Here is a 20,389-nt window from a genome sequence, read left to right as displayed (position 1 = left end):
ACACCGCTTAACTTGATCAAAGCCGCCACGGCCATGCCGGGCGGCTTTTTTTGTGTGTAGCTGCTGGTGGGTAGGTCAACGGGTAGCATGGATTGCGCTATTTCGGTGCGTAAATATAGGTGAAGTCTTCTGAAATCGATTTTGTGGCGCAAGCGGGGGCAGCAGCCAACTTGTTACATCTCGTTTCAATGGATCAGCCGTCCGTAAATAAAAGCGTTGAATTTAATTAAAACAAGCACTTGTAGAGATGTTGCGCTGATTTGGAACAGCCTTTGCAAGACAGGAGCGTGCAGAGAAAACTGCCACGTTTTAACGCATATGCCTGATGCATACGTTTTTCTTGGACCACGCTGGGGTATCACATGGGCAACAACAACAAACGAATTTTTTCACGTGCTGCGCTCTTGGCCGGCACAGCGGCGGCACTACTCATCACCCAAGCCGCTCAGGCTGCCACGCTTGACGAGGTCAAAAGCCGCGGCCAGGTACGTTGCGGTGTCAGTGACGGTCTTGCCGGTTTTTCCAACCCGGACGCTAACGGTGCCTGGCAAGGCATCGATGTCGAAGTTTGTCGCGGGGTCGCCGCCGCCGTACTGAATGATCCGAAGAAAATTGCGTTTGCACCGCTGACGGCCAAGGAGCGCTTCACGGCGCTGCAGTCAGGTGAAGTCGATCTGCTGTCACGTAACACCACCTGGACCGCGTCACGCGATAACTCGATGGGCCTGAACTTCACTGGTGTCACGTTCTATGACGGCCAAGGCTTCATGGTGCGCAAGGATCTCGGCATCAGCAGTGCCAAGGAACTCGATGGCGCCTCCGTCTGCGTAGCGGCCGGTACGACCACAGAGCTCAATCTTGCCGATTACTTCCGTGCCAACAACATGCAGTACCAGGCGGTCAGCTTTGATGAGTCGAGTCAGACGGCCGCTGGCTTCGACAGCGGCCGTTGTGACGTGCTGACTTCCGATTCCTCCCAGCTAGCCGCGCTGCGCCTGCAACTGCAGAACCCTGATAGCGTTGTCATCCTGCCTGAGCGTATTTCCAAGGAGCCGCTGGGCCCGGTGGTTCGCCAAGGCGATGACCAGTGGTTTGACATCGTCAAGTGGAGTCTCTATGCCATGGTCGATGCCGAAGAGCTGGGTATCACCAGTGCCAATGTCGATCAAATGCGTGATAACCCGCCCAATCCCGATGTGGCCCGCTTGCTCGGCAAGGACGGTAATTTCGGTGAGCAGATAGGACTATCCAACGACTGGGCCTACCAGATCATCAAGAAAGTGGGTAACTACGGTGAGGTCTACGCCAAGACTGTCGGTGCCGATTCGCCACTCAAGATCGAGCGTGGCCTGAACGCGCTGTGGAATAACGGCGGCATCATGTACGCCCCGCCGGTACGTTAAGTACCCGTCGCCGCGCCCTGTCGGGCGCGGCGCATAAGGTTATCCTGTTCAGGCGAAAAATTATGCTACGTCCTTCCACGTCCATTCCGCGTCGCGGTCGCGGGCCGCTATGGCGTGATCCGGCGATTCGTGCGCTGGTCGCGCAGGCGGTGCTGCTGATTGTTCTGGCTCTGGTCATTGGGCTACTGATTCACAACACGTTACTTAATCTAGAAGCTCGTGGCATTCGTACCGGATTCGATTTTCTCGAAGGGCGGGCCGGGTTTCCGATTTCCCAGGCGCTTTTGGAATACACCAGCGACAGTACCTATGGGCATACGTTTCTCATTGGCCTGCTCAATACGTTACTGGTATCAGCATTAGGGATAGTGGCCGCCACGCTTATCGGTTTTGCGGTCGGCATCGCACGGTTATCACCGAACTGGCTGCTGTCCAGGCTGGCAACCTGCTACGTCGAACTGTTTCGCAATATTCCGCTGCTTTTGCAGATTCTGTTCTGGTATTTCGCGGTACTGCGTTCATTGCCTTCGCCGCGGCAAAGCCTATCGTTGTTCGATGCCTTTTATTTCAACGTGCGCGGCATGGTCATGCCTGGGCCTGAAACCCAGGCGGGCTTCTCGGCAACACCGATTGCACTGCTGATTGCCATTGTGGTGACCATTGGGCTGGTCATCTTCAATCGCCGCCGCCAAGCGCAGACGGGCCAGCGCCTACCGGTGGGCTGGATCGGGCTCGGACTGATTGCTGGGTTGCCTGCCGTTGTATTCGTGCTCAGCGGCTCGCCTCTGCACTGGAACGTACCTGAGCTGACCGGTTTCAATTTCCGCGGCGGCGTGCAGGTGCTGCCTGAACTGTTGGCCCTGTGGGTGGCGCTGTCGGTCTATACCGCCGCATTCATTGCCGAGATTGTCCGCTCGGGCATTCAATCGGTGCCCCATGGTCAGGTCGAGGCAGCGAACGCCTTGAGCCTGTCCAGCGGCGTGACGCTACGCAAGGTAGTCATTCCCCAGGCGATGCGCGTGATCGTGCCGCAGATGACCAGTCAGTATCTCAATCTGATCAAGAATTCATCGTTGGCGACTGCGATTGGCTATCCCGACCTCGTTGCAGTATTTGCTGGCACGACGCTTAACCAGACTGGGCAGGCGATCGAGATCATCGCCATGACCATGGCGGTCTATCTGGTCATCAGCCTCGTGGTGTCATTTCTGATGAATATCTACAACGCCCGCGTTGCGATCAAGGAGCGCTGAGATGACAGCCTTTCGTGAACAGATGATTGCTCAGCGTCAGCCACCGGACCAGCGTCGCGGTGTCATCGGGTGGCTTCGCACCAACCTTTTTGCCGGTCCGATCAATAGCATCATCTCGCTGATCGTGATTGCCATTGCCATACGCTTATTGTGGCCCGTCATCGATTGGGCCTTTATCGAGGCTGATTGGGTCGGCAATTCCCGCGAGGCCTGCACCAGCGATGGGGCCTGTTGGGTATTTATCTCCGCGCGCTGGAATCAGATCGTCTACGGCTTCTATCCCGAGGCGCTGCGCTGGAGAGTCGATATCGTATTTGCGATATTTGCCGCACTGATTGCCTGGCTGATAGTACCGAAACTGCCGGCCAAGAAGAGCGTGGGTATCTTTGCATTGATCGGGTTCCCGATCGTTTCCTGGATTTTGCTGTTGGGTGGCATGTTCGGCCTTGACCATGTGCCGACGCGCCTTTGGGGCGGGTTGATGCTGACGCTGACGATTGCCGCAGTGGGCATTGTCGGTTCGCTGCCCATTGGCGTTCTGCTGGCATTGGGGCGTCGCTCGAAGATGCCGCTAGTCAAGGGCGTCTGCGTCGTATTTATCGAGTTCTGGCGCGGCGTGCCACTGATTACCGTGCTGTTCATGGCCTCGGTAATGCTGCCGCTGTTCGTCCCGGCACAGATGGAGTTCGACAAGCTGCTGCGGGCGCTGATCGGCATCATGCTGTTCTGGAGCGCCTATATGGCCGAAGTGGTACGTGGGGGGTTGCAGGCGATCCCCAAGGGGCAGAGCGAAGCCGGCGCCGCATTAGGCCTGGGATATTGGCAGCGGATGGGGCTGATCGTGTTACCTCAGGCGCTTAAGCTGGTGATTCCCGGCATCGTCAATACCTTCATCTCGCTGTTCAAGGATACCTCGCTGGTATTGATCATTGGGCTATTCGATGTGCTGGCGATTATCCAGGCGGGCCTGACCGATTCAGACTGGCTGGGCTTTGCCATTGAAGGCTATGTCTTCGCCGCGTTGATCTTCTGGGTGTTCTGCTTCTCGATGTCGCGCTACAGCCAATATATCGAAAACCGCTTGAATACAGGCCACAAGTAGCGCGCTGCGCTGCACTATTGATCAAGGAAGTAGATGTCATGAGCGAAGCCAATGCGATCAGCAACAATACGCCGATGATTGAGCTCAAGCGGCTCAATAAATGGTACGGCGACTTTCACGTACTGCGCGATATCGACCTGACCGTCAAGCGGGGCGAGCGTATTGTCATCTGTGGGCCGTCGGGGTCGGGAAAATCGACAATGATCCGCTGTATCAATCATCTTGAGGAGCATCAGCAAGGTGAGATTGTGGTCGGCGGAATTCAGATGACCCGTGATATCAAGCGCATCGAGCAGATTCGGCGCAATGTCGGCATGGTGTTTCAGCACTTCAACCTGTTTCCTCATCTCACCGTGCTTGAGAACTGTTGTCTGTCGCCAATCTGGGTGCAGAAGAAGCCGCGTCGCGAAGCCGAGAAAACGGCGATGGAATACCTGGAGCGGGTCAAGATCGCCAATCAGGCACGCAAGTATCCGGGCCAGCTTTCCGGCGGTCAGCAGCAGCGCGTGGCGATTGCCAGATCACTGTGCATGTCGCCTGAAGTGATGTTATTCGATGAGCCGACCTCGGCACTTGATCCGGAGATGATCAAGGAGGTGCTTGATGTCATGGTCGAGTTGGCCCAGGAAGGCATGACGATGCTGTGCGTCACCCATGAGATGGGGTTCGCCAAGACGGTGGCCGATCGGGTGATCTTCATGGATGAAGGCCAGATTATCGAGGAGAACGCGCCACACGAATTCTTCAATAATCCACGTTCACTGCGCACCCAGACCTTCCTGAGCCAGATTCTGGGGCATTAAGCTTAAAATCATCACTACAAGGCGTGTCTATGTCGATTGAAAAACTGTTCGTTGAACGCGCCCCTCAGCCCATCGGGCCTTTTTCGCATGCGTGTCGGGTAGGTGATCTAGTCTTTATTACCGGGCAGATGCCCACGGTGCCCGAAACCAATGAGATGCTGCTGGGTACCTTCACCGAGCAGACGCACCGGGTAATGCAGAATCTGTCGCTCATCCTCGACGCGGTGGGCAGCGGCTTTGAATACGTGGTTCAGTCGAGAGTATTTATTACCAACATGGGCCATTTCGATGAGGTCAATGGCGTTTATGCCAGCTACTTCGATCAGCCTCTGCCAACCCGGACCTGCGTTGGCGTGACCGGTCTGGCGGGTGGCGCGGATGTGGAGGTCGACATGATCGCCTGGATTCCGCCTCAGCAGGGTGCTGGCGAGGCGTGAACTCAGTCGCTTATCGGGGACACGACGTGCCGTGTCCCCGATAAGCCCTGTTGAAGGCTTCAACTCCGTTAGGTTCAACGCGGGTTTACAGCTTGGGCTCGGTGCGCTCGGGCTTTTCATGCCGGCCTCGTCCCGGCCCACGGGATGAGGCTGGCGCTTCACGTTTATTGCCGAATTCGTGGGGCGTCTCTCGTGACGCCTCGCTTCTTGTGGTCGGCGTGTCCTGCTGAACGACGCGGGCTGAACCGATAGCATCATCAGGCTCAAGTCGGGTGCCGGGGCGTTTATCGAATGAGCGGGTAATGATGGCATTGCGTCCGGAAGCCGCCGACTGCTGGGCTAACAGGTAATGTGGCAACATCCAAAACTCCCCAAGCAGGCGTACAACGACCAGTGCGGCCACTATAGTGCCGCCGCCCGTGGCCCAATGCTGCCACGGCTGCTCAAAGCCGTCACGTGTCAGCCAGTAACTGCCGGCTACGAGCACGGCGAGTTGAATAAGAAAGTGACACGCAGCGATGACCTTACGCGGCAGTGGCCGATAGGGCAGAAAGAAGTTGCGCATGAAAAATCCTGCAAAAGAATGTCGAAGATGCTGGAGAAGCGAAGCGCACTGCTCCGCCGACGTATGCTAGCCGATTTAACATTGCGATGCTGCTGCCAATGAGGGGATTTTTTATACGCCAGCAGTAGCATTCTGGAGGCAAGGAAAGGCTGCAGCCATGCCGTAATCGTCGTAGGGAGAGATTCCCTGATCAGGCGCGATAACTGATGGAGCGGGTAAAGGTGAGTTATGGGCTTTAAACGCTAAATTGTAGTTTAAGCATGATTAAAGGTTGGGACGCTGGCGTCGTTATCCTGAAGCAAATGCCTTCCTCTGGCTCGATATGGGCGCAGCCGCTCAGCCAGAGCGTGCCTGAAATATTTATGTCGGGCATGACGTAAAACGTGGATCTGCATTGCAGAGGAGGTTTGCAATGCCGGAAGGCACAGGCTTTCTATTTAACCGCAGGTCTCAATCATGCATTTCAAGTCCATTCGTTCTTTTATCGTTGCGCTGGCGGGTGCCTGCATTCTTGCCGTGGTGGCCGTGCTGGTACTCTACGCCTTGTTCAGTGCCTCACGTACCCAGACGACAGTTGAGACTCGGACAGCAGAACTGCTCGAACAGGTCATTGACGAAAGGCTGGCGGCATTGGCTTCTGCCGAGGCCGGCCAGATTCAGCGTCAACTGGAAGCGCCGTTGACTATCGCTCAAATGTTGGCGCAAAGCAGCGCCATGATGGCAGAGGGAGGGGAGGGCGAGGCACCTGCGTTGCAAATCACCCGTGAGGAATTGTCGAACATGGTGCGCCAGACGGTTCTGAGCCATCCGATGCTCCTTGATGCCTTTATCGGTTGGGAGCCCAACGCCTTCGGCAACGACAGCGAGTATGCCGGACATGAAAGCGATGGTTACGGCTCTGATGGACGATTCATGCCGTGGTGGTATCGCGACGCCAATGGCAAGGTCGCCGTGCTGCCGCTAGGCGATACCATGGAGAGCGAAACGCGCCAGCCTTCCGGCGTACGTGAAGGCGAGTACTATCTCTGCACACGCGAGACCCTGCGTCCCTGCATCATCGATCCAGCGCCTTATGATTACAACGGCAAGTCCGTGATGGTCACCTCGTTCAACGTGCCGATTGTCGTCAATGGTGAGTTTCGCGGGAGTGCAGGCGCCGATCTATCGGTCGATTTTATTCAACAGTTGCTCGATGAGGCCAACCAGAGCCTTTACAAGGGTGCGGGTGAGATGGCATTGATTGCGCCGCGCGGTGGATTAGTCGCCTATACCCGCGACAGCACCCAACTGGGTCAACCAGCCTCTGCTGTATTGGGCCAGAATGTGACGGAGAACCTCAGTCAGTTAAGCGATGGTCATGCACTTAACAAGCATGATGCAGCCAATGGCCTGATCCAGCTTTACTTTCCGTTTGAGATTGGTGATACAGGCGTACGTTGGACCCTCTTGATTCAGTTACCTGAAGCCGCGGTACTGGCCGACCTGCAGGTGCTGCAGAGTGACCTACAGGCGCAGCGTAATGCCGATATCGCCGGCATGATGCTGGCTGGCCTGCTGGTTGCCGCGCTGGGGCTGGTGGCGATCTGGATAGTAGGCCGTAGCATTGCCCGTCCGCTACGTTACCTGGCCGACAGCATGCGTGACATCGCCTCTGGTGACGGTGACCTGACACGCCGCCTGCCGGTCAATGGACGCAACGAGATCGCTGAACTTGCCCTGCAGTTCAATGCTTTTGCAAGCAAAATCAATCATGTCATGCTAGGCGTACGTGACAGCAGTGAAACGGTCAAGCTCGCTTCTGCCGAGATATCCATGGGCAGTAATGATCTTTCACAGCGTACCGAACAGACCGCAGCAAGTCTTGAAGAATCGGCAGCTTCCATGGAAGAGCTGACCGGTACGGTTGAAAATTCGGCGTCATCTGCACGTCAGGCCAGTCAGTTGGCGGTCGAGGCAGCACAGTCCGCTGAGCGCAGCGGTAGCGAAATTCAGCGCATAGTAACTACCATGGGTGAGATTAGTGAAGCATCGCATCGGATCGTCGACATTATTGGCGTCATCGACTCGATCGCCTTCCAGACCAACCTGCTGGCGCTCAATGCCTCGGTTGAAGCGGCGCGGGCTGGTGAGCAGGGCCGCGGTTTTGCGGTCGTCGCCGAGGAAGTGCGCTCGCTGGCCAACCGCAGCACTAAGGCGGCCAAGGACATCAAGGCGCTGATCGATGCCTCAAGCGCTAAGACAGCGACAGGTACGGTGCTGGTGGAAAATGCCGGTACGGCGATGAACGATCTGGTAGCTCGCGTGCGGCGAGTAACCGACGTGATCGGTGAGATTAGTGCTGCTGCCGATGAGCAGAGTCTGGGCATTGGCCAGGTCAACCAGGCCGTGGCGCAGCTTGATAACGTGACACAGCAGAACGCAGCGTTGGTTGAAGAATCCGCAGCGGCGGCTGAATCACTGCGCCAGGAAGCCGAGCGGCTAGCCGCCGCGGTTGGCGCATTCAGGCTTGCGCATGATTAATTCCTCTCCTGTGCGGTAACTCTCCGATACGGCTCGTGCGCCTGCGGGCCGTATTTTCTTCTGTTCCAAGCTTAAGATGGCTGCACATTCGACTAATGAATGGCGCCGGTCGCTCAATTTCTACCGATCTACGTCGATAACTCCGCCATAGGTGCTACCGCTGCGTTTCTTGACAAAAACCCGAACGGGTCAGTGCCACGATATTTTTATCATCTGACAGAGTGACTCGTATGCTGTCCTCATTGAAACGCCGTATTCAACTTGCCTGTGTAACCATTGTCATTCTGGCTATGGCGCTGGGCGCTGTGGTGAGCTATTTCTCGGTCAACTCCTACTATCAGGAGGCGATCGATGACAATCTGCATACTGTGACTTCCAGTAATGCCAAGGCTATCGAGCAATGGATCGCGACGCGCGGCGCGATAATTACTGCTGCGCGTGATCAGATCGGGGCTGAGCCGCCGCTATCGACGCTTGAGCAGTTAGCCGCATCCGGCGGCTTCCGTACCGCTTTCCTCGGCTACAGCAGTAATGTGCTCATCTCCTCCGACGGCTTCAAGCCGCCTGCAGACTATGACGTTCGCCAGCGTCCCTGGTACCTTGCTGCGGTCAAGCAGGGCGATGTGGTCGTTTCGCAGCCGTTCACCGATGCCGGAACGGGGCAGACGGTAGTGAGCTTCTCGGCACCAGTGATGCGCGACGGTGAGCTGTTAGCGGTAATCGGCGGCAATATCGTAGTCGATAACATTATCGCTGACGTGGAAGCCATTCGGCCGACGCCGTCTAGCTTCGCCTTCCTGAGCAGCGGTACTGACACCTTGATTGCTCATCCCGACGCCACGCTGGTCAAGCAACCGCTGACCCGACTCTCTGAGCAATTAACGCCAGCACGCATGGCGGAGCTGCGCAGCGGCAACGATTGGTTGCGTATCACCTTGAACGACAGGGCGAAGCATCTCGATGTTGTGCCTATCGCTGGCACCAACTGGGAGCTGGGCGTGGCGCTGGACGAAGCCGAGTCCAGCGTTGGGATGCGGGCAATCATCAAGTCGTCGCTCATCACCCTGATCATTGTCGCGCTGGTGGCAGCCGCTGCGCTGGGTCTATGGCTGACACGTGCCTTCCGCGGCCTTGAGCGGGTGCGTGATGCGATGATCGACATTGGCTCCGGCGAAGGTGACCTGACCCGCCGTCTGCCGGCCGAGGGGCGTGACGAAGTTTCCCAGATCGCCCAGGCGTTCAACGTCTTCATCGCCAAGATCAACGGGGTGATATTGGAAGTGCATCACAGCAGCGAGACGGTCAAACTCGCTGCAGCGGAAATCTCCTCGGGCAGCAATGATCTATCGCAGCGCACCGAACAGACGGCGGCTAGTCTCGAGCAATCGGCGGCGTCAATGGAGCAATTGACCGGTACGGTCGAGACATCAGCAGCCTCGGCACGTCAGGCCAGTCAGTTGGCAGTCGAGGCAGCGCGGTCTGCTGAGCATAACGGCGGCGAGATCGAGCGTGTGGTGATTACCATGGGCGAGATTCGCGACGCCTCCAGCCGCATCGTCGACATCATCGGTGTGATCGATTCGATCGCCTTCCAAACCAACTTGCTGGCGCTCAACGCCTCGGTCGAGGCGGCACGGGCCGGCGAGCAGGGACGCGGCTTCGCCGTCGTCGCCGAGGAAGTGCGTTCGCTCGCCAATCGCAGCACCCAGGCGGCCAAGGACATCAAGGCGCTGATCGATGCTTCCAGCGTCAAGACCGAGTCGGGTGCGATTCTGGTGGAAGGCGCCGGCAAGGCGATGAAGGAACTCGTCGAGCGTGTGAGCCGCGTTACTGCGGTGATCAGTGAAATAAGTACCGCTTCCGACGAGCAGAGTCTCGGTATCGGCCAGGTCAACCAGGCCGTGGCGCAACTCGATAGCGTGACGCAGCAGAACGCGGCGATGGTCGAGGAGACTGCCGCCGCGGCGCAGTCGCTCAGTCTGGAAGCACTGCGTCTGGCCGAGATCGTTGGCCAGTTCCGTCTCGCCCGCTGAAAACCTGCCGCCTATTATCGCTGTAGGACACCTTACACCGACCTGTACGCTGGCCTCGCTCATATCGAGCGTCGTCAGCTTTTTTATATGGGTAAAAGCACTATCGATGCTGTACGTCCCGACCGGCCATGATTGATGTTGGCGGCTTTACGGTACGCTCGGCAGCTCGATCTCATCGCTGCGCATGACCCCTTCGGTCATCATCCGGCAGAGTTTGAGGAACTCGCGCATCCCGGCCGACAGATACTTCTGGCGGTGCCAGATGAAGTAGAACTGGCGCTTGAGATCAAGATCCGGTGTCACAAGCGGGACCAGACTGCCGCGCCGAAAAGCGTCCTTGAGCGCCAGGCGCGAGATGCAGCCGATGCCTAGCCCCGATTCGACGGCGCGCTTTATGCCCTCGGTGTGCTCAAGCTCAAGCTGAATCTTGAAGCGGTTGCGACGGTGACGCATCGCCTGCTCCAGCGTGCGACGGGTGCCGGAACCCTCTTCACGCATGATCCAGCTTTCACGCAATAGCCGCTCCATATTGACTGCCCCATGCTCAGCAAGCGGATGACGCGGCGAGCAGAAGATGGCTAGTTCGTCAGCGACCCACGGTTGCATGACGATGTCTTCATGCTGAATGTCGCCTTCGATCAAGCCAAGATCGAGCGCATGATGCACGACGCGTTCGATGATGGTTGCCGTATTGCGGACCTGAAGGCGCACGCGGCTTTCAGGATGGTGCTGCATAAAGTCGCTGATCAATAGCGGCGCTAGATAATTACCGATCGTCAGTGTCGCGCCTACCTCCAGTGAGCCGATGCCGGTCTGGCCGCGCAGCAGCTCTTCGATCTCTTCACCGCGGTCGAGCAGGGCGACTGCCTTGGGCAACAGCTGGAAGCCGAGTGCATTGAGCTTGAGCCGCTTGCCGATGCGATCGAACAAGCGACAATCGAATTGACGTTCAAACTCCGCCAGTGCGGTACTTGTCGCCGACTGCGACATCGATAACGATTTTGCGGCACGGGAGACATTCTCGTTCTGACCGACAGCAACAAAGACTTCAAGTTGGCGCAGCGTATATTTCATCGTTGCTCCTGAAGGGGAACGCTTATCTGTTTAGCAGATAAGGATTATCCAGATAATTCATTTAACGGATAATATGCGGCGCTCTAAACTATCACCAGCCCTTAATAGCGCGAATGCGTTCCACTATCATGCTGGAGATGCCGTTGTGAGCAAGTTTTCAACCGAAGAAGTCCTGAGCGTCCACCACTGGAATGACACGCTGTTCAGCTTCCGCACTACGCGTGAACGGACACTGCGTTTCAAGAACGGTCAGTTCGTGATGATCGGTCTGGAAGTCGACGGCAAGCCGCTGACGCGCGCCTATTCGGTGGCAAGTCCCAATTACGAAGATCATCTCGAATTCTTCTCGATCAAGGTGCAGGATGGCCCGCTTACTTCGCGTCTACAGCATCTCAAGGTCGGCGATTCAATTCTGGTGAGCCGCAAGCCGACCGGCACGCTGGTACTTGATGACCTCCTGCCGGGGCGCAATCTCTACATGCTGTCGACCGGGACGGGTCTGGCACCGTTCATGAGCCTGATTCAGGACCCGGAGGCTTACGAACGCTTTGAGAAGGTTGTACTGATTCATGGTGTGCGTAACGTCAACGAACTGGCCTACCAGGAGTTCATCACCAAGGAGTTGGCTGAGCATGAGTACCTGGGTGAAGAGGTTCGCGACAAACTGGTCTATTACCCGACCGTGACGCGTGAGGACTATCACACCATGGGACGACTGACCGACCATATTCGCAGTGGCAAGCTATTTGAGGACACCGGATTGCCACCTATCGATCCTAAGCAGGATCGCGCCATGATCTGCGGCAGCCCAGCGATGCTCGAAGAAAGCTCTGAAGTCCTCGATGAGTTAGGGCTGACTATCTCGCCACGCATGGGCGAGCCGGGTGACTATGTGATTGAGCGGGCCTTTGTCGAGAAATAAACCACGTTTTGCTCTGCGCCTTATGTACCAGATATGCATTAAACGCCAGCCTCAGCGCTGGCGTTTTTTATATCGAGCTAACCTGCTGCTTCTAAAAAATAGAAAGATACGCATCAAACAATGCGCTTAATCGTTGAGTAAATTGACGCTAAAGTGGTCTGCATACGGCGGAGCTCCGCCATGAAGATACCAACAACATAGGAGTTGGCCATGAGTAAGGTACTGGTTCTGAAATCGAGCATTCTGTCTACTTATTCCCAGTCCAGTCAGCTGGCGGATTATTTCGCTGATCAGTGGCGTAGCAAGCATCCTGACGATGATGTCACCATTCGCGATCTGGCCACGACGCCCGTCTCTGTGCTTGATGGTGAACTGGTCGGGGCAATGCGTCCTTCTGATGCAACATTGAGCGATCGTCAGCAGGAGGCGCTCGATCTTTCCAATGCGTTGATCGATGAGTTGCAGGCACATGACGTGATTGTGCTGACCGCACCGATGTATAACTTCAACATCCCGACTCAGCTTAAAAACTATTTCGATTTCATTGCCCGTGCGGGCGTCACCTTCCGCTACACCGAAAACGGCCCGGAAGGCTTGGTCAAAGGGAAGCGTGCGGTGGTACTGACTACGCGTGGTGGCATGCACAAGGGCGTCGCAACGGACCTGGTAACCCCTTATCTCAAGACCTTTCTTGGTTTCATCGGCATTAACGATGTCGAGTTTATCTATGCCGAGGGGCTGGCCATGGGCGAAGAGGCTGCGAGCGGCGCGCAGCAGCAAGCAAAGGCTGAGATCGACGCGTTGATTTCCGCCTGATGGCCTCGACTATGATGTGATGCGTTGCATGTGAGTGTGGCAATAAAAAACCCGCGTCATGGCGGGTTTTTTGACATTAGTTGCTAGCCGGAGCGGTGATTCAGACTGCATCCTTGCCGGTTTCACCGGTACGAATACGAATGACCTGCTCAAGTGGGGATACAAAGATTTTGCCATCACCGATCTTGCCGGTATTGGCAACCGTCGTGATCGCTTCGATGACCTGCTCGACCATAGCATCATCAACCGCGACTTCAAGTTTTACCTTGGGTAGGAAATCCACTACATATTCAGCGCCACGATAAAGCTCCGTATGGCCCTTCTGACGTCCAAAACCCTTGACCTCAGTGACCGTGATACCTTGCACGCCCACTTCGGAAAGCGACTCGCGCACATCATCGAGCTTGAAAGGTTTGATGATAGCGGATATCAATTTCATTGTTGCTCTCCTCGCCTTATTCCAAAAGATAGCCGAAAGGTAACAGCTCAGTTGTGCTAAGCATACAACGCGCCTACAGGATTGAACAAAGTACCGCATTTTTGGGCGCGTGGGGCAGAATTAAAAAAGGCACCCCGAAGGGTGCCAGGGGAGCACGCCAGCTCACACCATGGGCAGCCTGCTCACGCTGCCAACTATTCTGGGGTAATGCTTATTTCTTGCTGCCGATAAATTCAGGGTAGGCTTCCATGCCGCATTCGGCCAGGTCCACGCCTTCATATTCTTCTTCCTCGGTCACGCGCAGCCCCATCACTGCCTTGATGATAGCCCAGACGATCAGGCTGGCAATAAAGGTCCAGGCGAAGATCGTGACAATACCCAGTAGCTGAGCGCCGAAGCTGGCATCGCTATTGGATAGCGGCACCGCCAGCAGCCCCCAGATACCGACCACGCCATGTACGGAAATGGCACCGACCGGGTCATCAACGCGCAGCTTGTCGATGGTAACGATGGCGCAGACGACCAGCAGGCCGCCTACCGCGCCGATCAGGGTAGCTCCCAGCGCAGACGGTGCCAGCGGCTCGGCAGTGATAGCCACAAGGCCGGCCAGTGCGCCGTTAAGGGCCATGGTCAGGTCTGCCTTGCGGAACCACAGCTTGGCAAGCACCAGCGCCGCGATCACGCCGCCGCAGGCCGCCGCGTTGGTGTTGACGAAGACCTGAGCGACTGCGTTGGCTTCACCGATATCAGAAAGTTTGAGTTCGGAGCCGCCGTTGAAGCCGAGCCAGCCCAGCCAAAGGATAAAAGTACCCAGCGTGGCCAACGGCAGGTTAGAGCCGGGAATCGCATAGATGGCGCCATTCTTTCCGTACTTACCCTTACGTGCGCCAAGCAGCAGTACACCGGCTAGTGCCGCTGTCGCACCGCAAAGGTGCACAACGCCCGAACCCGCAAAATCCTGGAAGCCGGCTGCGTCGAGGAAGCCACCGCCCCATTTCCAGTAGCCCTGGATCGGATAGATAAAGCCGGTCATGACCACGGCGAAGAGCAGGAAGGCCCACAGCTTCATACGCTCGGCCACGGCGCCGGAAACAATCGACATCGCCGTAGCGACAAAAACAACCTGGAAGAAGAAGTCCGAACGCGCAGAGTAATAGACATCGCCACCGCTGGCGACCACATCGTCAACGCTATGCTCGGCGCCAATCAAGAAGCCCAGGCTGGGCAAAAAGCCACCGGCATCGCTTGAGTACATGATGTGATAGCCGACCAGCAGGTACATAGTACAGGCGATCGCGAACAGGACGACGTTCTTGGTCAGAATTTCTGTGGTGTTCTTGGCGCGTACCAGCCCGGATTCGAGCATGGCGAACCCGGCCGCCATCCACAGTACGAGCGCACCTGTCACCAGGAAGTAGAAAGTATCGAGGGCGTACTTGACTTCAATCAGTTCGTTCATTTCGTTATATTCCTTGCCTCAGACCGCATTAAACCGCGTCGGCGCCACGTTCGCCGGTACGGATGCGGATAACGTCATCAAGCGGGGTGACGAAAAGCTTGCCGTCACCGATCTTACCGCTGTTCGCTACCTGACGAATGGCGTCCAGCACGCCGTCAAGCCGCGAATCATCTACTGCTACTTCGATTTTGACCTTGGGTAGGAAGTCGACCACATATTCGGCACCGCGATAGAGTTCCGTGTGGCCTTTTTGTCGACCAAAGCCCTTTACCTCGGTGACGGTGATGCCCTGCACACCGTTGTCCGCCAAGGCTTCTCGCACGTCATCAAGCTTGAATGGCTTGATGATAGCGGTGACAAGTTTCATTTTGATGTTCTCCTTGTTGGCTTGCGCCTGCTCTCCTCTAGGGCAGGCATCATGCCAAGGCGAATAATTATCAAATTAAACAATAAGTTAACATTACGGTTACATTAGTGAAGACGGTTAAGCACTCATCTGACAGGAACTGATGCACCATTAGTGAACATTGCGATGCCTTGAAAGGGCTTGATATGCACTTATAAAGTGCAGGTATTTTCAAAGACAGTTCAGAAATGTTCAGAGGCAGCGTTGGCATGACACATATGCGTGCATTGGAGCAAATTAGCGGATTGCATTAGGCGTAAGTGCGCTGGCTTGCGTATCCTGTAAATAACCCTCGCGACAATCTAAAGGTGAACTCATGGGTAGAAGCGATGTTTTCGGCCGACTGGCCCAGCAAATCGGCGAGCGTCTACAGGATGCTTCTCAGGCGCCCGGTGATGTACAGAAAAGTATCCAAGGTGCAATGCGCAGCACCTTTGATCGCCTTGATCTCGTCTCACGTGAAGATTTTGACGTGATGATGGAGGTTCTTCAGCGTACCCGGACACGTGTCGAGGCCCTTGAAAAGCAGGTCATCACGCTTGAAAAGGCGTTGTCTGAACGTGATCAGGGCAAGGCAGGTCATGAAGATACAGACAGTACGACGCATGCTTCCGTCGCGCCGATCAAGGAAAGCAAGGATGGCGAATTGCAGGACGACGATGTAACAACGTCATCACCCAAGACGACCACGCGTAACGCCAAGCGCAAGATGAACGAGCAGGATGCCCCTGAAGTCTCTGCCAAGCCGGCCGATGATAAGAAGGATACCGATAAAAAAGCCTGATATATGCGTCGCACAATGGCAGTTTGAAACGGCTCGTGGGTACACGGGCCGTTTTGACATCTGTGCACCGTGATGTGCCGCATGGCAGGCTCTTATTACTTGCCAACGAGAGTGCACATGACGCTTGCCATCATCCGAACGCGCGCCAGCGTGGGGCTCGATGCTCCCGAAGTCCTGGTTGAAGTCCATCTTTCCAACGGCTTACCTGGGCTTGCCATCGTTGGCCTGCCCGAAGCGGCCGTCAAGGAAAGCCGCGAGCGGGTGCGAAGTGCATTAATCAATGCGGGCTTTGAGTTTCCTGCCAAGCGCATCACCCTCAATCTTGCCCCTGCTGATCTGCCTAAGGAGGGCGGACGCTTCGATCTGCCGATTGCGCTAGGTATCCTCGTTGCCTCAGGGCAGATCCCGGAAGAAGCCGTTGACGGGCTTGAATGCCTGGGCGAACTGGCACTTGATGGCAAGCTGCGCCGAATCACCGGGGTGCTACCGGCCGCGATGGCGGTAAGCAAGGCCGGGCACCGCCTGATCGTCCCGGCGGACAATGCCGATGAAGCCGCCCTGGCCGGGCGACTTGAGGTATTACCGGCAGTGCATCTGCTTGATGTTGTCGCCCACTTGGTCAAGGAGCGGGTTATTTCTCCGCACCAGCTCGGTGCGCCACCTGTGGCCTCGCTACCCGAAATGGATCTACTGGATGTGCGTGGTCAGCACCAGGCGCGGCGCGCACTGGAAATTGCTGCCGCCGGAGGCCATAACCTGCTGTTTGCCGGCCCTCCCGGCACCGGCAAGACCATGCTGGCGAGCCGTTTGGCCAGTATTCTTCCCCCGCTGGATGACGATGAAAGCCTGGAGGTGGCAGCGGTACGCTCAGTCTGTGGTCTACCGATTCTGGAACGTTGGGGGCAGCGGCCATTCCGTGCGCCGCATCACACCGCCAGCGCGGCAGCACTGGTTGGCGGAGGATCCAAGCCGCGCCCGGGTGAGATATCGCTGGCCCATCATGGTGTGCTGTTTCTCGATGAACTTCCCGAGTTCGACCGCAAGGTGTTGGAAGTGATGCGTGAGCCATTGGAATCGGGCCAGATTCATATCGCACGTGCCAGCCATCAGCGCCAATACCCGGCACGATTTCAATTAATCGCCGCCATGAACCCATGCCCGTGTGGGCACCTCGGTGACCCGCGCCAGCCTTGCCATTGCACGGCCAACCAAGTTCAACGCTATCAAGCGCGGCTATCAGGCCCGCTACTTGATCGTATTGATCTACAGGTTGAAGTACCGGCGCTACCCGCCGCGCAGTTAACCTCAACGGAGACGGGCGAGTCGTCCGCGACGGTGAGAGCGCGAGTGCTCGCCGCACGGGAACGCCAGCGCCAGCGGGGCAACCTGAACGCACACCTTGCCCCTCGTGAGCTTGAAGCGGCCTGTGACCTTCAGGAAGGGGAGCGTGCCTGGCTTTCTGATGTGCTCAATCGCTTGAATCTCTCGGCGCGCGCCTATCATCGCGTCTTGCGCGTGGCACTGACCATTGCCGATCTGAATGACGAAACACGCGTCGAGAAAAAGCAACTGATGGAAGCGATTGGCTATCGTCAACTCGATCGCATGATGGGGCGGGGTGGAGCGAGCTGAAACGTGCTGCTGGCCGGAGTGCGCCTGAGCGACTAGCGTTTATAGAGCCACGGCGACGTTTGCCGTGGATCATCTGGTCATTCAATGCTCAGCTAAAGGAATAGCCGTGCTCCCTGATTTTTCCGCCATGTCCTTGCCTTTGGCGATAGGACTTTTTCTCTTCTGCGCGCTTGTCATCGGCACCGCTGGTACCTATCTGGCCGGGGTGGCCGACCGCTTGGCTGACCGTACCGGGCTCGGTGAGGCGATCGCCGGATCGCTATTGCTCGGTGCCACGACCTCTCTGCCCGGCATTGTCGTGTCGGTATCTTCCGCCTGGCGAGGCCTGCCAGAGCTGGCAATGAGCAACGCGTTGGGCGGCATCGCCGTACAGACAGCATTTCTGGCGCTGGCCGACGTGACCTATCGCCGGGCTAATCTCGAACACGCTGCGCCGTCGATCGGCAATTTGATGCAGAGCGGCCTGCTGATCTGTCTGCTCGCGCTGCTGTTGGTCGGCGTCTATACCCCGCCAGTCACTATCTTCGGCGTGCATCCGGTGACACCTTTGTTATTTGCCGGCTATATCTACGGCTTGTTCAAGGTGCGCGGGGCGCAGGAAGACCCCATGTGGGCACCTACACAGACGCGGGAGACCTTCGCCGATGAGCCGGAAGAAGCTTCCTCGCACGAGTCTCTAAGCGGATTATGGGTGCGTTTCGCCCTGCTGGCGCTGGTGTTGGCCGTGACCGGGCTGGTGCTTGAGCGCACGGCGACCGTGATCGCCAATGACACGGGGTTGTCAGCGACAGCGGTCGGGGCACTGCTCACGGCAATAGCCACTTCACTGCCGGAGCTGGTGACGTCAATCGCTGCGGTACGGCGCGGCGCGCTGACCATGGCTGTCAGCGGTATCATCGGCGGTAACGCCTTCGACACCCTATTTGCCGCTGCATCGGATATCGCGTATCGCGATGGCTCGATCTACCACGTTGTTTCCGATCATGTGTTGCTGTGGATCGCGATTACCATCGTGATGACAAGCGTATTGGTGTTGGGGCTGATTCGCCGCGAGGAGCAGAACTGGGGCGGTATTGGCTTCGAAAGTGTCCTCATTCTGGCCCTTTATGGCCTGGGCGCCGCATTGGTGATGGTGTGAATAGCGCCAACGCCAGCAGTAGAAGGAAGGCAAATCTACATGATGAGTGAAGATAGCGATGTAGGCGAACTGGACGCCGCATCGCTTACGGGGTTGCGGGATTACCCGCAGCCCGAGGAATGTCCACCTTAGTCAGTTTCTCCGCCGTGCCGCTGGACGCCGCTTTCCTGCCTGATCAACCTGACACAGCACTCGACCGTCTTGATACTGTGCAGCATCACTGCCGGTCAGCTCAACCTGCTTTGCCGCCTATTTGCCGTACCTCCTCTAGCGGCATGTATCTGACGCTTCGGACTGCGTTCAGCGCGGATACGGGGTGTGCCGTTGCATCGTGTTCAGAGTGGCAGAGCGGAGGTTTGCCGACAGTATTGGCAGGCACTGTGAGACGCGGCGGAGTGGCCAGGCGGTTACGGTTCTTGTGGTCAGTGAGAGCGCGAGCTTCGAGTGCGGCAACATTGAGATGCTTGAGCGAGGCGTTCATTACCAGGTGACGCTTGCTAATCTTCTTGCCCAAGCGGTAACGACAGGCCAAAAGCACGATCTGCCGTGACTTGGCACAGTCGGCCGCATCACCAACGATGCGGCGAAACGATGCCAGTGCCATCTCACCCAGGACGGGCTCATCCAAGGTATGACCGTTGAGGTCGCGCATCATCTTGCCAACGTGCAGCGCGGTGGCAATCAGTGGGTTTCTGACCTCCGTGCACATCTTGCCGCAGTCGATGACGCGCAGCGCTGCCGTTCCGTCGGGGGGCACCATGATATGGCTGGCATTGAGATCGAGATGACAGATGCGGTTGGCATGCAGAGCGGCCAGCAGTCGCTCGAGGCGCGCCAGCAGTGCCGCCTGCTGCGCTTGGCCCGATGCTTCGCGCCAGGCATCGCCGAGGCTGCGCCAGCCGTCGAGATACTCGTGGATCAGGATCTGGCGGCGTGGCAGGCCATGACGGACATACTCGCCGAGGGCGAAAGTCCTGATACCGTAGCCGGTGTGATCATCGACGATCAGGTTGTGTCGGGTCTCCGCTGTGCCGTGGGTATAGCGCAGCAGGGGGTTGCTCTTGCCGAGTAGGGCGCCGAGCCGTGTGCGCAGCGAGGTCATCTCAACTTCCTTGGCGAAGTAATTCGCCATGCCAGTATCGAGACGAAAAGCGTGGCGGCCCTTGTAGTGCCTGAGAGTGACGACGCTGTCGTCGCTACCGTTGAGCTGATGGCGGTCCATGAGGCGAGCGGCCGGCTCGGCGCTCTTGTCGTAGAGCCACCATTGCCAGCCGGAGTCGGAAAAGACGAAGGGGCCAATGAACAGTGTTTTCAGGAAACGCGGCCTGAATGCATGTCTCCCCGTCGCTATTGTGTCAGCGATCATCAGAGCGATACTCCGCAATAAGGTAAATGCCCGTGTCGGCGGGCTTCTTAGGCTGCTAACTATGTTGTAGTTAAGTTTATCTTAAGTCTTAAAGTTTTCTTAAATATTTATTCATTAACGGCAAAAAGCGTTTGAAATTAAGCGGTGTAAACGAGGATCACGTTGTGTAGTGATCGAAAGGAAGGTGAAAGTGTGGTGTGTGGCTGGCGCGGAGAGAGAGGAATGACGCTAAGCGCC

At 56.9% G+C, this 20,389-nt stretch carries 18 protein-coding genes; 12 read left to right on the top strand and 6 right to left on the bottom strand.

Annotation, left to right across the window (positions count from 1 at the left end; translation table 11 throughout):
* The first annotated feature begins 362 nt into the window (after positions 1 to 362).
* The 5 genes from C3Z11_RS04465 (at position 363) to C3Z11_RS04445 (ending at position 4,998) form a co-directional block, all read left to right on the top strand.
* The gene (locus tag C3Z11_RS04465) at positions 363 to 1,403 is read left to right on the top strand and encodes an amino acid ABC transporter substrate-binding protein (RefSeq protein ID WP_106476670.1); all 1,041 of its coding nucleotides are present in this window, start codon (positions 363 to 365) and stop codon (positions 1,401 to 1,403) included.
* A gap of 62 nt (positions 1,404 to 1,465) precedes the next feature.
* Positions 1,466 to 2,656 (top strand): amino acid ABC transporter permease, encoded by a 1,191-nt coding sequence (locus C3Z11_RS04460; RefSeq protein WP_262927229.1) that lies wholly within the window; start codon positions 1,466 to 1,468, stop codon positions 2,654 to 2,656.
* Position 2,657: 1 nt separating this feature from the next.
* Positions 2,658 to 3,758 carry an amino acid ABC transporter permease gene (locus tag C3Z11_RS04455; protein ID WP_262927228.1) on the top strand — a complete coding sequence of 367 codons (1,101 nt, stop codon included), beginning with the start codon at positions 2,658 to 2,660 and terminating at the stop codon, positions 3,756 to 3,758.
* Between the two features lie 38 nt (positions 3,759 to 3,796).
* Positions 3,797 to 4,561 carry an amino acid ABC transporter ATP-binding protein gene (locus C3Z11_RS04450; protein ID WP_394810193.1) on the top strand — a complete coding sequence of 255 codons (765 nt, stop codon included), beginning with the start codon at positions 3,797 to 3,799 and terminating at the stop codon, positions 4,559 to 4,561.
* 29 nt (positions 4,562 to 4,590) lie between these two features.
* Complete coding sequence (locus C3Z11_RS04445; RefSeq protein WP_262927227.1) at positions 4,591 to 4,998, top strand: RidA family protein; 408 nt, start codon at positions 4,591 to 4,593, stop codon at positions 4,996 to 4,998.
* A gap of 85 nt (positions 4,999 to 5,083) precedes the next feature.
* On the opposite strand, the gene C3Z11_RS04440 is transcribed toward C3Z11_RS04445, so the two are convergent.
* Positions 5,084 to 5,563: a hypothetical protein gene (locus C3Z11_RS04440; RefSeq protein WP_106476666.1), complete on the bottom strand. Its 480-nt coding sequence runs from the start codon at positions 5,561 to 5,563 to the stop codon at positions 5,084 to 5,086.
* 456 nt (positions 5,564 to 6,019) lie between these two features.
* Between C3Z11_RS04440 and C3Z11_RS04435 the strand changes: the two genes are divergently transcribed.
* Together C3Z11_RS04435 and C3Z11_RS04430 are read left to right on the top strand one after the other, a co-directional pair.
* The gene (locus C3Z11_RS04435; RefSeq protein ID WP_106476665.1) at positions 6,020 to 8,083 is read left to right on the top strand and encodes a methyl-accepting chemotaxis protein; all 2,064 of its coding nucleotides are present in this window, start codon (positions 6,020 to 6,022) and stop codon (positions 8,081 to 8,083) included.
* Between the two features lie 230 nt (positions 8,084 to 8,313).
* Positions 8,314 to 10,116, top strand: coding sequence for a methyl-accepting chemotaxis protein (locus tag C3Z11_RS04430; RefSeq protein WP_106476663.1), 1,803 nt, complete (start codon positions 8,314 to 8,316; stop codon positions 10,114 to 10,116).
* Between the two features lie 147 nt (positions 10,117 to 10,263).
* Here C3Z11_RS04430 and C3Z11_RS04425 read toward each other — a convergent pair whose 3' ends face one another.
* Positions 10,264 to 11,190 carry a LysR family transcriptional regulator gene (locus C3Z11_RS04425; protein WP_106476662.1) on the bottom strand — a complete coding sequence of 309 codons (927 nt, stop codon included), beginning with the start codon at positions 11,188 to 11,190 and terminating at the stop codon, positions 10,264 to 10,266.
* 145 nt (positions 11,191 to 11,335) lie between these two features.
* Here C3Z11_RS04425 and C3Z11_RS04420 point away from each other — a divergent pair, with 145 nt between their 5' ends.
* Entirely contained in the window at positions 11,336 to 12,112 is a 777-nt protein-coding gene (locus C3Z11_RS04420; protein WP_106476660.1) for a ferredoxin--NADP reductase, read from the top strand.
* Between the two features lie 210 nt (positions 12,113 to 12,322).
* Positions 12,323 to 12,928: an FMN-dependent NADH-azoreductase gene (locus tag C3Z11_RS04415; protein WP_106476658.1), complete on the top strand. Its 606-nt coding sequence runs from the start codon at positions 12,323 to 12,325 to the stop codon at positions 12,926 to 12,928.
* 100 nt (positions 12,929 to 13,028) lie between these two features.
* Here C3Z11_RS04415 and C3Z11_RS04410 read toward each other — a convergent pair whose 3' ends face one another.
* The 3 genes from C3Z11_RS04410 to C3Z11_RS04400 form a co-directional block, all read right to left on the bottom strand.
* Positions 13,029 to 13,367 (bottom strand): P-II family nitrogen regulator, encoded by a 339-nt coding sequence (locus C3Z11_RS04410; RefSeq protein ID WP_106476656.1) that lies wholly within the window; start codon positions 13,365 to 13,367, stop codon positions 13,029 to 13,031.
* Between the two features lie 211 nt (positions 13,368 to 13,578).
* Complete coding sequence (locus C3Z11_RS04405) at positions 13,579 to 14,826, bottom strand: ammonium transporter (protein WP_106476654.1); 1,248 nt, start codon at positions 14,824 to 14,826, stop codon at positions 13,579 to 13,581.
* 28 nt (positions 14,827 to 14,854) lie between these two features.
* Entirely contained in the window at positions 14,855 to 15,193 is a 339-nt protein-coding gene (locus C3Z11_RS04400; protein WP_106476652.1) for a P-II family nitrogen regulator, read from the bottom strand.
* Positions 15,194 to 15,548: 355 nt separating this feature from the next.
* Here C3Z11_RS04400 and C3Z11_RS17250 point away from each other — a divergent pair, with 355 nt between their 5' ends.
* From C3Z11_RS17250 to C3Z11_RS04385, 3 genes are all read left to right on the top strand, one after another.
* Positions 15,549 to 16,016 carry an accessory factor UbiK family protein gene (locus C3Z11_RS17250; protein ID WP_106476650.1) on the top strand — a complete coding sequence of 156 codons (468 nt, stop codon included), beginning with the start codon at positions 15,549 to 15,551 and terminating at the stop codon, positions 16,014 to 16,016.
* 117 nt (positions 16,017 to 16,133) lie between these two features.
* Positions 16,134 to 17,648: a YifB family Mg chelatase-like AAA ATPase gene (locus C3Z11_RS04390; protein ID WP_106476648.1), complete on the top strand. Its 1,515-nt coding sequence runs from the start codon at positions 16,134 to 16,136 to the stop codon at positions 17,646 to 17,648.
* 106 nt (positions 17,649 to 17,754) lie between these two features.
* Positions 17,755 to 18,786: a sodium:calcium antiporter gene (locus tag C3Z11_RS04385; RefSeq protein ID WP_262927226.1), complete on the top strand. Its 1,032-nt coding sequence runs from the start codon at positions 17,755 to 17,757 to the stop codon at positions 18,784 to 18,786.
* Positions 18,787 to 19,018: 232 nt separating this feature from the next.
* On the opposite strand, the gene C3Z11_RS04380 is transcribed toward C3Z11_RS04385, so the two are convergent.
* Positions 19,019 to 20,152, bottom strand: a complete 1,134-nt coding sequence (locus C3Z11_RS04380; protein ID WP_106476644.1) for a lipopolysaccharide kinase InaA family protein — start codon at positions 20,150 to 20,152, stop codon at positions 19,019 to 19,021.
* Between the last annotated feature and the right edge of the window lie 237 nt (positions 20,153 to 20,389).

Origin of the sequence: Phytohalomonas tamaricis, from assembly GCF_003012345.1 — a bacterium.
Lineage (GTDB): Bacteria > Pseudomonadota > Gammaproteobacteria > Pseudomonadales > Halomonadaceae > Phytohalomonas > Phytohalomonas tamaricis.
Note: the sequence above shows the minus strand (reverse complement) of the source record. Positions and strands in the feature narration are given on the sequence as shown.

What these genes read in the sequence shown, in the direction of transcription:
- C3Z11_RS04465 (WP_106476670.1), top strand. Translation starts at nt 363, where the DNA reads ATGGGCAACAACAACAAACGAATTTTTTCACGTGCTGCGCTCTTGGCC.
- C3Z11_RS04460 (WP_262927229.1), top strand. Translation starts at nt 1,466, where the DNA reads ATGCTACGTCCTTCCACGTCCATTCCGCGTCGCGGTCGCGGGCCGCTA.
- C3Z11_RS04455 (WP_262927228.1), top strand. Translation starts at nt 2,658, where the DNA reads ATGACAGCCTTTCGTGAACAGATGATTGCTCAGCGTCAGCCACCGGAC.
- C3Z11_RS04450 (WP_394810193.1), top strand. Translation starts at nt 3,797, where the DNA reads ATGAGCGAAGCCAATGCGATCAGCAACAATACGCCGATGATTGAGCTC.
- C3Z11_RS04445 (WP_262927227.1), top strand. Translation starts at nt 4,591, where the DNA reads ATGTCGATTGAAAAACTGTTCGTTGAACGCGCCCCTCAGCCCATCGGG.
- C3Z11_RS04440 (WP_106476666.1), bottom strand. Translation starts at nt 5,563, where the DNA reads ATGCGCAACTTCTTTCTGCCCTATCGGCCACTGCCGCGTAAGGTCATC.
- C3Z11_RS04435 (WP_106476665.1), top strand. Translation starts at nt 6,020, where the DNA reads ATGCATTTCAAGTCCATTCGTTCTTTTATCGTTGCGCTGGCGGGTGCC.
- C3Z11_RS04430 (WP_106476663.1), top strand. Translation starts at nt 8,314, where the DNA reads ATGCTGTCCTCATTGAAACGCCGTATTCAACTTGCCTGTGTAACCATT.
- C3Z11_RS04425 (WP_106476662.1), bottom strand. Translation starts at nt 11,190, where the DNA reads ATGAAATATACGCTGCGCCAACTTGAAGTCTTTGTTGCTGTCGGTCAG.
- C3Z11_RS04415 (WP_106476658.1), top strand. Translation starts at nt 12,323, where the DNA reads ATGAGTAAGGTACTGGTTCTGAAATCGAGCATTCTGTCTACTTATTCC.
- C3Z11_RS04410 (WP_106476656.1), bottom strand. Translation starts at nt 13,367, where the DNA reads ATGAAATTGATATCCGCTATCATCAAACCTTTCAAGCTCGATGATGTG.
- C3Z11_RS04405 (WP_106476654.1), bottom strand. Translation starts at nt 14,826, where the DNA reads ATGAACGAACTGATTGAAGTCAAGTACGCCCTCGATACTTTCTACTTC.
- C3Z11_RS04400 (WP_106476652.1), bottom strand. Translation starts at nt 15,193, where the DNA reads ATGAAACTTGTCACCGCTATCATCAAGCCATTCAAGCTTGATGACGTG.
- C3Z11_RS17250 (WP_106476650.1), top strand. Translation starts at nt 15,549, where the DNA reads ATGGGTAGAAGCGATGTTTTCGGCCGACTGGCCCAGCAAATCGGCGAG.
- C3Z11_RS04390 (WP_106476648.1), top strand. Translation starts at nt 16,134, where the DNA reads ATGACGCTTGCCATCATCCGAACGCGCGCCAGCGTGGGGCTCGATGCT.
- C3Z11_RS04380 (WP_106476644.1), bottom strand. Translation starts at nt 20,152, where the DNA reads ATGATCGCTGACACAATAGCGACGGGGAGACATGCATTCAGGCCGCGT.